General features: G+C 46.0%; 12 protein-coding genes. 1 reads left to right on the top strand and 11 read right to left on the bottom strand.

What is annotated here, in order from left to right:
• Positions 1–48 precede the first annotated feature (48 nt).
• The 8 genes from fba to AR1Y2_RS02445 all read right to left on the bottom strand — a co-directional run bounded on the left by fba (position 49) and on the right by AR1Y2_RS02445 (position 9,168).
• Positions 49–918, bottom strand: a complete 870-nt coding sequence (gene fba / locus AR1Y2_RS02480) for a class II fructose-1,6-bisphosphate aldolase (protein ID WP_137327544.1) — start codon at positions 916–918, stop codon at positions 49–51.
• A gap of 98 nt (positions 919–1,016) precedes the next feature.
• Entirely contained in the window at positions 1,017–1,310 is a 294-nt protein-coding gene (locus tag AR1Y2_RS02475) for a branched-chain amino acid transporter permease (RefSeq protein ID WP_207670578.1), read from the bottom strand.
• A 26-nt stretch (positions 1,311–1,336) separates the two neighbouring features.
• Positions 1,337–2,044, bottom strand: coding sequence for an AzlC family ABC transporter permease (locus AR1Y2_RS02470; RefSeq protein ID WP_175403572.1), 708 nt, complete (start codon positions 2,042–2,044; stop codon positions 1,337–1,339).
• A gap of 103 nt (positions 2,045–2,147) precedes the next feature.
• The gene (locus tag AR1Y2_RS02465) at positions 2,148–4,502 is read right to left on the bottom strand and encodes a homocysteine S-methyltransferase family protein (protein ID WP_137327542.1); all 2,355 of its coding nucleotides are present in this window, start codon (positions 4,500–4,502) and stop codon (positions 2,148–2,150) included.
• On the bottom strand, positions 4,493–5,119 hold the full coding sequence (locus tag AR1Y2_RS02460) for a Vitamin B12 dependent methionine synthase, activation domain protein (RefSeq protein ID WP_137327541.1): 627 nt from the start codon (positions 5,117–5,119) through the stop codon (positions 4,493–4,495). The genes AR1Y2_RS02465 and AR1Y2_RS02460 overlap by 10 nt, the downstream gene beginning before the upstream one ends.
• Positions 5,112–6,008, bottom strand: a complete 897-nt coding sequence (gene metF, locus AR1Y2_RS02455; RefSeq protein ID WP_137327540.1) for a methylenetetrahydrofolate reductase [NAD(P)H] — start codon at positions 6,006–6,008, stop codon at positions 5,112–5,114. Before metF ends, AR1Y2_RS02460 begins: the two co-directional genes overlap by 8 nt.
• 283 nt (positions 6,009–6,291) lie before the next feature.
• The gene (locus AR1Y2_RS02450) at positions 6,292–7,605 is read right to left on the bottom strand and encodes an O-acetylhomoserine aminocarboxypropyltransferase/cysteine synthase family protein (protein WP_137327539.1); all 1,314 of its coding nucleotides are present in this window, start codon (positions 7,603–7,605) and stop codon (positions 6,292–6,294) included.
• Between the two features lie 96 nt (positions 7,606–7,701).
• Entirely contained in the window at positions 7,702–9,168 is a 1,467-nt protein-coding gene (locus AR1Y2_RS02445) for a GntR family transcriptional regulator (protein ID WP_137327538.1), read from the bottom strand.
• Between the two features lie 157 nt (positions 9,169–9,325).
• Between AR1Y2_RS02445 and AR1Y2_RS02440 the strand changes: the two genes are divergently transcribed.
• On the top strand, positions 9,326–10,798 hold the full coding sequence (locus tag AR1Y2_RS02440; RefSeq protein WP_243118828.1) for a putative bifunctional diguanylate cyclase/phosphodiesterase: 1,473 nt from the start codon (positions 9,326–9,328) through the stop codon (positions 10,796–10,798).
• A 53-nt stretch (positions 10,799–10,851) separates the two neighbouring features.
• Here AR1Y2_RS02440 and AR1Y2_RS02435 read toward each other — a convergent pair whose 3' ends face one another.
• The 3 genes from AR1Y2_RS02435 to AR1Y2_RS02425 all read right to left on the bottom strand — a co-directional run bounded on the left by AR1Y2_RS02435 (position 10,852) and on the right by AR1Y2_RS02425 (position 12,399).
• Positions 10,852–11,286 (bottom strand): hypothetical protein, encoded by a 435-nt coding sequence (locus tag AR1Y2_RS02435; protein WP_137327537.1) that lies wholly within the window; start codon positions 11,284–11,286, stop codon positions 10,852–10,854.
• A gap of 144 nt (positions 11,287–11,430) precedes the next feature.
• Complete coding sequence (locus AR1Y2_RS02430; protein ID WP_137327536.1) at positions 11,431–11,778, bottom strand: DUF2752 domain-containing protein; 348 nt, start codon at positions 11,776–11,778, stop codon at positions 11,431–11,433.
• Entirely contained in the window at positions 11,779–12,399 is a 621-nt protein-coding gene (locus tag AR1Y2_RS02425) for a DUF4190 domain-containing protein (RefSeq protein WP_137327535.1), read from the bottom strand.

The raw sequence follows: 12,399 nt of genomic DNA, 5'->3' as shown, positions 1-12,399 counted from the left end.
TTCATAGCCTGAATCCAGCTATGCAAGTACAATCTGTTTTATTGAGATCTATTCGTCTGCTTTTCCTTCAGATCCGAATAATTTGATCTTTGTGATTACCATGTCTTTGATCGCGTCTGTACCAGGAGCAAGTAATTTACGAGGATCAAATCCTTTTCCTTCCTGATCCTTTCCAGCTTCGATGTATCCACGTGTAGCTTCAGCAAATGCCAGCTGGCACTCTGTGTTGACGTTGATCTTTGCAACTCCCAGAGAAATTGCCTGTTTGATCATATCATCAGGGATTCCTGTACCGCCGTGAAGTACTAACGGCATGTCTCCTGTGAGCTTCTGGATGGCATCCAATGTCTCAAAGCTTAAGCCTTCCCAGTTTTCAGGATATTTACCGTGGATGTTTCCGATACCTGCCGCAAGCATTGTGACACCTAAGTCTGCAACTGCTTTACACTCTTCTGGATCTGCACATTCACCTTTTCCGATGACTCCGTCTTCTTCTCCGCCAATAGAACCTACTTCAGCTTCGATGGACATTCCTTTTCCTTTTGTAACTTTCACAAGTTCTGTTGTCTTTTCTACATTCTCTTCGATCGGATAGTGAGATCCGTCAAACATAACAGATGAAAATCCTGCTTCGATGCATGCTTTACATCCTTCGTAAGAACCATGATCTAAATGAAGGGCAACCGGTACAGAAATGTTTAGTCCTTCTAACATTCCGTTTACCATTCCAACCACTGTCTTGTATCCTGTCATATATTTTCCGGCACCTTCAGAGACACCTAAGATCACCGGGGATCTTGTCTCTTCTGCTGCCAATAAGATGGCCTTTGTCCACTCCAGATTATTGATGTTAAACTGTCCAACAGCATACTGTCCGGCTTTTGCCTTGGTCAACATCTCTTTTGCTGATACTAACATGATAAATCCTCCATAATTCTTTAATGAATTGTTATTTTTTTCACATCACACTTATTATATCTTATTTGTCCAAGTTTCGCAAGTCACAGCTTTTCCATTTATAGGCGGATCAGAAGCATATATAAAATTGTCCCGCCCGCAATACTTAACAAGGTATTTCTCTTCCAAAGATGCAGAAAAACCACTGCGGCTCCCGCCGCCAGACTGCACAGTCTGTCTGAAGCCGCCTGGACGACCAGCTCTTTAAAGCAGTACACAACAAGCGCCGCAATGATGGCTGCCGGCAGCACCCTCCCCAGATAACCGATCATTTTCGGCATACCCTTTTTCCCGCCGAACAAAGCAAAGGGAAGAACCCTTGTAAAAACAGTCACAAATGCCACTACTGCCATGATGCAGATTCCATAAACAATATTGTTCAAGATCTCTTTCTCTCCTCTCTGATATATCCAATGCACATCACCGCAGCGATGACCAGCAGCGCAGGCAGCAGAAACCGGTTTGGACCCAGCAGTACCAAAAAGAAAGCGGACACAGCCAGTCCTGCGATTGCCGGGCTGTGTCCATTTGAACCTTTCCACTGGTCCAGAAAAATCACCAGGAACAGTGCGGTCATGGAAAACTCAATCCCTTGAAAGTCAAAGGGGAGCAGTCCTCCGGCTAACGCCCCAATAAGGGAGCCGGCGGCCCAATAGCTCTGGTCCAGAGCCGAGATCCAGAATAAGATCCGGGGTTCCTGCTCTACTTTTTCTTCCGGACAGGAACAAAGGACAGAGTAGGTCTCATCGGTCAGGGAAAAGACCATGTAGGGGTAATATTTCCCCATCTTTTTAAAACGGTCCACAAAGGATAACCCGTAAAAAATATGTCTTCCATTGATGAACAGCGTAGTCAGGGCCACAAGGCCCAGAGGCGCTCCGGCTGCCAGAAAGGACACTAAGACAAACTGCATAGATCCCGCATAGATAAACAGGCTGGCTCCCAGAGTCCAGAGCGGCCCGTAACCGGCCTTGGCCATAAGGATCCCAAAGGCGATCCCTAAAAAGATATATCCGAAGAAAACCGGAACGGATTTCGCCACAGCATATCTGAAATTCTCTTTCTTCTTTTGACTTTTATCACTCACTGAAATTCTCCTAATTTAATACTATCTGGCAGACACTACGTCCATGTTCTACATGATTGGAGTGAGGCATTCTAAGAGACGAACGGAAATCAGGTAGAACATGTCATATAAGTTTTTCTAGAAGCGCCACGGACGCCATGGCGTCCTCCGCATAATAATCCGCTCCGATATTCTTGGCAATGTCTTCTGTAAGCACCGCTCCCCCTACCCAGATCGGGCAGGTGCACTGTTCCTTTCTAAGACTTTCGATGGTCCTTTCCATGGAAAGGACTGTGGTCGTCATCAGCGCGCTGAGGCCTATAGCTTTGGGCTGGTACTTATGCCATGCCTCCACCACTTTTTCAACTTTAACGTCCTTTCCCAGATCAATGATACGGTACCCATAGCTCTCCAGCACCACTTTGACAATATTTTTGCCGATGTCGTGGATGTCTCCCTCCACAGTGGCCATGAGCACAGGCCCTTTCTCCTGGTCCGCGCTGCCGCTGAAGCACTGTTTTACCGCCTCAAAGGCTTTTTTGGTCGTCTCTGCTGACTGGATCAGCTGAGGCAGAAAAATCTTTCCGGTCTCATAATCCTTGCCCACCACATTCAGGGCCGGAATGATGACTTTGTTGATCAGTTCCAAAGGTTCTGTATTCTGGAGTTCTTCCTTTGTCTTTGCCTCCACCTCATCCTTTAACCCATGGATGATAATATCGTGAAGAGTAAATTCTGTCTTAGTCTCCGACTTCATCTGCACGGCATCAGACTGATTTAAAATATACCGCTCACTATCAATGTCCTTGTAAAACAGCACATGGAATGCATCAATGGTGCTCATAAGCTCCCGGTCCAGCGGATTGATGATCGGAAGGTCCAGCCCAGCCTGCATTGCCATGGTAAGAAATGTCCGATTTAAAAGAGGCCGGTTGGGCAGTCCGAAGGATACATTGGATACACCCAGGACTGTGTGGACCCCCAGCTCTTTTACCATCTCGATCGCCCTTAATGTCTCTTTGACTTCCTTTTGCTGGGCTGAAGCTGTCAGGGTCAGGCAGTCAATGATGATATCCTCTTTGCCGATGCCGTATTCCGTCGCTTTCGCAATGATCTTTTGTGCAATGGCAAACCTCTCCTCTGCTTTTAACGGGATTCCCTCGTCTAACGTAAGACCGATGACCACTCCCCCATATTTTTTTACAATCGGGAAAATGGCTTCCATAACTTCATCCTTGCCATTGACGGAGTTGATCAGTGGTTTTCCGTTGTAGTAACGGCATGCCAGTTCAATGGCATCTGCGTTGGAACTGTCGATCTGCAGCGGCAGTGTGATGACCTCCTGAAGAAGCCTGACCACATGCTTCATGGTGGCTGGTTCGTCGATGCCCGGCAGCCCCACGTTGACATCCAGCACATCGGCCCCTGCCTCATCCTGTTTGATGGCCTCCGTCACAAGCTCATCGTACCGTTCTTCCTTTAAGGCCAGCTTCAGTTTTTTCTTTCCTGTAGGGTTTAACCTCTCTCCGCAGACAATAACCCGCTCCCCAAAGGTCACTGTTTTTGTCTGGCTGGACACCCTGGTCTTTTTTACAATCTTTCGGGGAGCTGCCTTTAACGGAGCTGTCTCTTTCAGCTTTTGGATAAACTCCGGCGTGGTCCCGCAGCAACCGCCCGCTATGGAAACGCCGTCTTTCAGGTAACCCTGCATGAGCTGAGCATATTCCTGGCTGCTCACATGGTAGTGTGTCTCCCCGTGTTCCAGGCAGGGAAGTCCTGCATTGGGCTGGATCATCACTGGTATGGATGCAGCGCTTAAAATTTCCTCAATGATCGGTCCAAGCTCCGCCGGCCCCAGGGAGCAGTTCACGCCCAGAACATCGGCTCCCAGTCCCTGCACGGTATTCACAAAGGTGACAGGGTCGTTTCCGGATAAGGTCCGCCCGTTTGACTCAAAGGTCATGGTCACAAAAACCGGCAGGGATGTGTTTTCCTTTACTGCCAGTATCCCGGCTTTCACCTCATACAGATCGCTCATAGTCTCAAACAGAACCGCATCCACATCCTCCTTCACCGCCTCCACCTGTGCAAGAATGATGTCATATGCCTCATCAAATGTAAGAGTCCCCATGGGCTCCAGCAGCTGCCCGATGGGCCCGATGTCCAGAACAATATAGGCATCCTCTTCACGGCCTGCGTTTTCCCTGGCCTGTCTGGCATTGGCTGTGGCTGCCTTAAGCATGTCCTGAAAGCTGTATTTGGACTCCTCCATTTTCAGTTTATTGCATCCGAACGTATTGGTGGTGATAAAATCAGCTCCGGCGTTAAGATATCTCTCATGGATGGACCGGATCAGTTCCGGCTGTTCGATATTTAATTCTTCTGGGATATCTCCTGCCTTCAGTCCCGCTTCCTGGAGCTGAGTTCCCATGGCTCCGTCAAATAGTAATAACTCTCTTCCGATTCTATCTAGTAACATCTCTGGCCTCTCTTTCTAAACGGACAGTCTTCTCTCATTACACACTGTCCGCACTGTTTCTTTCGCTTTGGCGCCCCGATCCCGATAAGTCCAAGCATGGACTTCTGGGGGATCATCAAATTGTCCGGTGTCAGAGTGATTCCAAGTCTCTTTCCAATATCCAGGGCCCTTGCGATTTCCCGGTTGAAGGACAGAGGGATATCGCCGTACCCAGGACAGAGCCGGAACGTTCTGTTGGGGTATCCGAGTCCCTCCTCATACTCATCACAGTATTCCTCCAGATAAGCGCTGCTCACTGCGTCCATCACAGCCGCCTTGGTCATGTTGATTTTTCCGTAGTATTTGATCTTCCTCTCCAGAGTGATCCCAAGCGTGGCTCCAAGCAGCAGGCAGTGGGTGCATTGGGCGAAAGCATCCTTTAACTGCTCCCCCGGAAGACAAAGATCCAGATCTTTGATCTTAAGAGGCTCTGCCGACAAGTCAAACCGCTTTGAAATGACCTTAGGCTGTGAAACCTGCCTTACCTCTTTTACGCACTCGTCCAGCAGCCTTTCCATATCCTCTGTAATATTCTGTCCTGTATGGCCCAGATATTTCAGTGCCGTTTCTTTAATCATGGTTCAGCTCTTTTAAGACCGTAGGAATATTGGCGAAAATTCTCTGCGCAATCTCCGGCCTGTTCATTGTATAAATATGAATACCATCCACGCCGTTTGTGATCAGATCGATGATCTGGTGGGCCGCATAGTTGATCCCGATCTCTTTCATGGCCTCCGGGTAGTTGTAATAAGTCTCGATCATAGTTGACAGCTGGAACGGGATGGAACATCCGCACAGCTTTGCTGTCCGGAGAAGGGATTTGGCGTTGGTCACTGGCATGATCCCTGCAAGGATCGGAACTGTGATGCCGATCTTTCTTGCCTCTTTTATCAGCCGGTAGTAATAATTGTTGTCAAAAAATATCTGCGTGATCAGATATTCTGCGCCGGCATCCACCTTCTTTTTCAGTGCCTGAAGGTCATCCTGAAAGCAGTCGGCCTCCTGGTGAATCTCAGGATAACATGCACCGGAAAGACAGAACGTGTCCCCGAAGTTTTCCTTAATGAACTGGTTCAGTTCGCTTGCGTAATGAAATTCCATCTCCTTTTCCCGGTATTTCTCTTCTTCCCCGGCTGGATAATCACCCCGCAGGGCCAGGATGTTGTCCACATGGTGCTCCTTTAAAGCCCGGCATTCTGTGAGGACATCTTCTTTGGTGGATGTGATACAGCTTAAGTGGGCCACAGATTCGATCTGATATTGGTTTTTTATGGCTGAGGCGATCTCCACGGTCTTTCCTTTGGAGGAGCCCCCTGCTCCGTAAGTAACACTGATAAAATCAGGGTTAAGCTTTTTAAGCTCCCCAATGGTATGATAGATGGATGAAATATCTCCTTCCTTATTTTTCGGCGGAAATACTTCAAACGATATGGTTGCTTTTTCTTTTAGTAACTCTGATATTTTCATCTGCTTCTCCTTTATCCCTGTAATACATTAAAGCAATTTTATCATGTTAGAATTTTCCTGTCTACTCTAGAACAAAGTAGGCAATCCCACTTCATCTCCCCAACCCCTCACTCTTTGAGGGGCTTGACAACTTTGAGCGCCAAATGCGATTTGACGTAGTCAAATAGTTTCCTTACGCATTTGTGTGCATAGTGCCCGTAGGGCTTTTTTGTTCCATAGGGGGAACTTTCCTATGGAACAAAGAAAAGCAACGCCATTTCAGACGCTGCTTTGCTAAACCCTTCTATTCTCTGACTGCTTTAAAAGCCTCGCTTAAGTCTTCCAGGATATCGTCTATGTTCTCTGTTCCAATAGAAAGCCTGATGGTATTTGGTTTCAATCCCTGTTCCTTCAGTTCTTCCTCATTCAGCTGTGAATGGGTGGTGGATGCCGGATGGATTGCCAGAGATTTTACGTCAGCAACATTGGCCAGTAAAGAAAAGATTTCCAAATTGTCTATAAATGTCTTAGCTGTCTGTGCGTCTCCCTTGATCTCAAAAGTAAAGATGGAACCGCCGCCGTTTGGAAAATACTTTTGATATAACTCCTTTTGCCTTACATCCTGGGTAAGAGACGGGTGGTGGACTGCTTCCACCTGTGGATGATCATTTAAAAAGGAAGCAGTTCTTAAAGCGTTTTCTACATGTCTCTCCACTCTCAGTGACAGTGTCTCCAATCCCTGCAGGAACAAAAAAGCATGGAATGGTGACAGGGTGGCTCCCATATCTCTCAGCAATACAGCGCGGATCCTTGTGACAAACGCTGCTTTGCCGACCGCCTGGGTAAAGCTGATCCCGTGATAGCTTTCGTTTGGTTCTGTAAGGAACGGGAACTTTCCAGAAGCCTCCCAGTCAAAATTTCCGCTGTCTACGATGACCCCTCCGATGGCTGTGCCGTGGCCGCCGATGAACTTGGTGGCAGAATGGACCACAATGTCAGCTCCGAATTCAATAGGCCGGATCAGATACGGTGTCCCGAATGTATTGTCAATGACCAGAGGGATCTTATGCTTATGAGCAATCTCAGCCAAGGCCTCGATATCCGCCACATCAGAGTGGGGATTGCCCAGGGTCTCGATAAATACGGCCTTTGTATTTTCCTTTATAGCCGCTTCCACTGCCCCGTCTTCAAAAATGTCCACAAACGTTGTCTTAACTCCGAACTCGGGCAGAGTGTGGGCCAGAAGATTATAGCTTCCTCCGTAAATATTTTTTGCTGAGACGATATGGTCGCCGTTTCGTGCGAGATTCTGGAAAGTATATGTAATGGCCGCCGCACCTGATGCTGTGGCCAGAGCTGCCACTCCTCCCTCTAATGCAGCCACACGCTGCTCAAACACATCCTGTGTGGGATTTGTCAGCCTTCCATAAATATTCCCTGCATCACTCAGGTTAAATCTCGCCTCCGCATGTTCACTGTTGTGAAACACATAGGAAGATGTCTGATAGATGGGAACGGCCCTGGCATCCGTTGCCGGATCTGCCTGTTCCTGCCCCACATGCAGCTGTAATGTCTCAAATTTCAAATTTCTTTCATTCCTGGTTTTTTTCTGATACATGGCGCTTCTCCTTATTTCCTATATGATTACTATGAATTGTTGTGTTGTATTATAAGGATAATTTCATATAAAGTCAATAGGAAATTGGAATTTTCTTCATCCCTCTTCCAATGATTCTTTAGGGCTGATCAGTCTTGCGGCTTTGCTTAGTCCAAATTTCACCATGTGATCTCGTACAAAATCAAGGATATGGCAGAAGCACAAAGACATATGCTCTCCAAATTCTTCTGCGCTTCCGTGCTTCAACTTCTCATAGGCTTTTAGGCTCTTTAATGTGAGCAGGTCAGTGCCCGACATACCCTCATTGAAAAAAGAAAAGTAATAACCCCAGTGAAGGAGATTTCCTGTCTCTTTAAGGATCATCTTTAACGGATCCAGTTCCAGGTTCCTTACCACACAGCGGACCAGCCCGTCCAGCAAAATGAATTCAGGGTCTCCCAGCCGATCCTGGATATACTGTGTTCCCTCTTCTTTCATTCTGTCAAAAGCCATGACCGCGGCGGGCTTTATGGCAATGGCCATGAGCTGCAGACCGCTGAGATAGACCAAAGTGTCTCTTTGAAAAGCTTTATTTCTGAGACACTGCGCAGCTGAATCATCGTTCTGCAGAATGACTCTTGTCCCCTTTGCATTCATCGTCTGTCCGAATCCCAGCTCATTCAGCATGGAAAGCGCATTGCGCATAGTTGCAACACAGACACCGTACTGACTGGCAAGCTGTGCCTCTGGCGGCAGGAATGTCCCTTCTTTGTATCTGCCTGTCCCGATTTTATCAATGAGATCCCGGGTAATCTGCATATAATAATGATCCCTTCCACAGTCAGCTGCCCATCTGTAACCATAAACCGGGTCCTCAGGTATATTAACGCACTGCTCGGATAATTCCTCCATAAACTGGCCCACAGCCGGTACGACAGACTGAAACAGCAAGCGGAACCGGGAGACAATCTCTGCCGGCTCATTTGCCGCAAACGCCTCCAGCACCCATTCAATACTGTGAAATTCATTGTATTTCAACACTAGCTCTACAAAATGCTCATAGTTCTGGAAGAACGGCATCCGCGCATAGATTTCAAGACTTGCGAATAAATCACGGAGTAAAAGATTCTCTGAGTGGTCCATCATTTCATAAATACAATTGACACAAATACGCCCCTTTTCTTCCGGACTTTGTTTTTTTGTATTCATATGCCTCCGGAACATGGAATCCAAATCTTTTTTACTGTAATGTTGGGCACAAAAAGATAAGATCGGCGGCACAAGAACGGCAATGGTCTGATGAACCGCGAGGATTGAGGTCTTCCGTTCCAGAACAAACCGGACCGCAGCATCTGTTCCAGCCTGCCTGTAAATGACAACAGCAGCCTTTCTCTCCTCGGTTTGGATGTAGCCTTCTTCTTTCAGACGGAGCAGCACATCCTTCACTGTGCGTATTCCCACATGGTAAAATTCGCAAAGGCGGCTCATAGACGGAAGCTTTTCCCCGTGCTGCAAACGCCCGGAAAGGATCTGCTCTTTCAAATTCTGGTATACATAGTTAAACAATGTCTGCTTTTGTTTCATACGTTCCGCCTCCCTTTAGTCTGATTTCAATAAATTATACAATAATCAAAAAGTTCCAACAAGCTATTTGTATACGTACGCAGATTATTTATTGCTGGACCTATGAAACAATGATATTATTTTTTTATTAGAAGGGGTTATGAATGGAGTGATAAGGATGAAAAATAACAAAAGAATCGTAAGGGATAAAGGAGCTTTTGCTTTTCTTAAAATCCGGTCTGCCTGCGTTTGGATTGTGTTGGTTTCTCTTAGTTTTCTTATGATCTCAAGCACTTTCAAACTAAAGACAGTGATAATATGTTCTGTTTTCGTGTCACTAGTCCTGTATTACAGATCAAGATTCAGACAGCTTAAAACCGCTGCATTGACGGACCCGTTGACCGGCGGCATGAATGAGGCAGCGTTTTGCCTGGCATATGAAAAACTGGCCGCCCATATGAAAGCAGGAACATATGCCGTTGTATTTATGAATATAAAAGGCTTTAAGCTGATCAACGAAAATTTTGGATCTTCCGCCGGAAATGCCACCTTAAAGTACGTATCCAGTAAACTGGAGCACTTTATCCGCACCGGCGAGACCGCAGCCAGAGATAACTCGGACTGTTTTTTCCTCTGTCTCAAGGAACACAGCGCCCAGAACATCACACGCCGTCTTCTGGATTTGTCTGCGGATATTAATTCTTTTAACAAGATTACTGATATAGAATATGAACTCACACTTTTATATGGCATCTATCTGGTGGATGATCCAAGTTTAGATGTCACCATCGTACAGGACCGGGCCAGGAGTGCCTGCCGGAAACAGGATGGTGCTGGTCCCTGTTATATCTACCATCCTGGTATGGCAAAACAACTACGGATAGAATATGAGCTGAACTCTCTTTTTGAAAGTTCTATTAAAAACCGTTATTTTCAGGTCTATCTCCAGCCCAAGATCCGGTTGTCTGACCGGACAATAACCGGAGCCGAGGCGTTGGCCAGATGGATTCATCCGGAGAAAGGAATGATCTGTCCTGGTGATTTTATACCTCTCTTTGAAGAAAACGATAAAATATGCAGGCTTGATCTTTATGTGTTTGAAGAAGTCTGTATTTACCTGCAAGCCCGTATCAAACGACAGAAGGCGCTGTTTCCTATATCCGTCAATCTGTCCCGGGCACATTTTAAAAATCTCAATTTTCTAAGAAAATTTTCAGAGATCAAGAAGAAGTATCAAATACCCGACGGGATCATTGAGTTTGAATTGACCGAATACAGTTTTCTGGATGAACAACAGCGGAAGCTGGTAAAGAACTGTATCACAGAGATGCACAGGCTTGGATTCCAATGTGCCCTGGACGATTTTGGCGTTGGTTTTTCCACACTTGCCCTGTTGAAGGACTTTGACATAGATACCGTAAAATTGGACCGCCAGTTCTTTGCAGATATGACAAATGTAAAAGCTGTACATCTTATCTCTGGTTTTATCGAAATAGCAAATAAACTGGGAATCCAGCTTGTAGCTGAGGGAATAGAGACACAGGAACAAATCCAGATCCTTGAGAGTGTCCACTGCGAAACTGTCCAGGGTTATTATTTTTCAAAACCGCTGTCGGTCCCTGACTTTGAACAGTGGGAGGATACCATATAAAAGTGGAAGGCAGAAAAAGCAAATCTTTGATCCTTGCTTCTTCTGCCTTCTCTTTATCTTCCCACCCTATGTAAATATTTTATTCTACATATATACAAAAACAAAATGTATGGAACTGCGATCCATCGTGCTGAAGAGAATGACCTGTTGATAACTCTGTTCACCATAAATCCATGATTCACCATTAGGTCCCTCACCAGTTCATTCAACACAGAAAATAAAACCGGAATTTCTGCAATCAACAGTTCACTTACCATCTGCCGTCTGGAGACATTGTAACTCATACTGATCAAAAGCAGCAGTCCCAGCATTACACCCAAGATCAGATACATCAATGGCTCTGCTGTCATGACGATGGAAATATAGTTTAGCTGTCTTTTGACTAAAAACCCATTTCTCAAAAAAGCATCGATATATCTAAATCCATAACACAGGATTAGAAACACAAACACCCAGCAAATATGGCTGATCAGGCTTTTTTTCTGCATGGTACCACCCCTTCCTCATAAAATTATACCACTATTCCAATCTTAAAATCCGGTCACAGTATCCAGCAACCATATAATACAAAACACTTACACTTAATTAAAAATTCCGGAAACTGTCTTTCAGCTCCGGAATTTATCTCTGCTCTAATAAAAATCTCCCAAATAATCATAGTGATAAAAATACAGTCCTATGTCCCTCAAGATTCCAAATCCAAAAAACAGGACCAAACCCACATACAGCATCCACATGCGGAAACGGAAAAAACTTCCGGTACCCCTCCCAGCCTTTCGGATCAGGGCACCAATACCAACCCAGCCTCCAACCAACACCAAATACATAAAAATAGGATTGCATTTCAGTGAAGTAACAAAATCCATCTGTATAAAGGCGAGAGCCGCCCTGGTGCCTCCGCAGGCCGGACAATAAAGATGCGTGACCATTTTAAAAACGCAGGGGAAGGCCGGGATCAGTGTCCATATCTTATCCATCATTTAGACATCTTCATTCCAGTTGTCACTTGTATTCACATCATCGGAATTTGTGTCATCCGTATCATCCCAGAAGTCATCATCGTCATCATCATTGCTGTGAGTGTCATAATTGTTCACATAATTCTGGTAGTCACCGCTTGCAATATTTACAACCACAAACACAGTGATCATTATGGACAAAACAATACCGCAGATACCGCAGATCAGGCCTGCAACGGCCTTTCCGTCCTTTTTGCCCATAAACTTAGGTGAAATACAAAACAAGACAACTGCCACAATTCCCAGCACAAAAGCTACGGGAAAACAGCAGCATGCCAATGCGATGGATACAACGCCAAGCACAAGTGAAACAGTCGCATGATTGTTTTTCGGAGGTTCCTCCTGAGCCGCATATGCCTGTGCCCCTGTCTGGTTCTGCTGATATCCATAATCCTGCTGTCTTTCTTCCTGATAATAATATCCGCTTTCCCCCACTACGATCGTATCAGGAGATGGTTCGGACTCCGTCTGCTCTGCCACAGGTTCGCTCTGGACTGCCGCCTGCTCTGCCTGGTCTCCAACCTCCTCCACTGGCTCCTTGATTTCTTCCCCTGTATAAGGGTCATACTTTTTTTCTTCCAT

Source organism: Anaerostipes rhamnosivorans (assembly GCF_005280655.1).
GTDB classification, from domain to species: Bacteria; Bacillota; Clostridia; order Lachnospirales; family Lachnospiraceae; genus Anaerostipes; species Anaerostipes rhamnosivorans.
The sequence above is the reverse complement of the archived record's forward strand: the minus strand, read 5'-3'. Positions and strand labels throughout refer to the sequence as shown.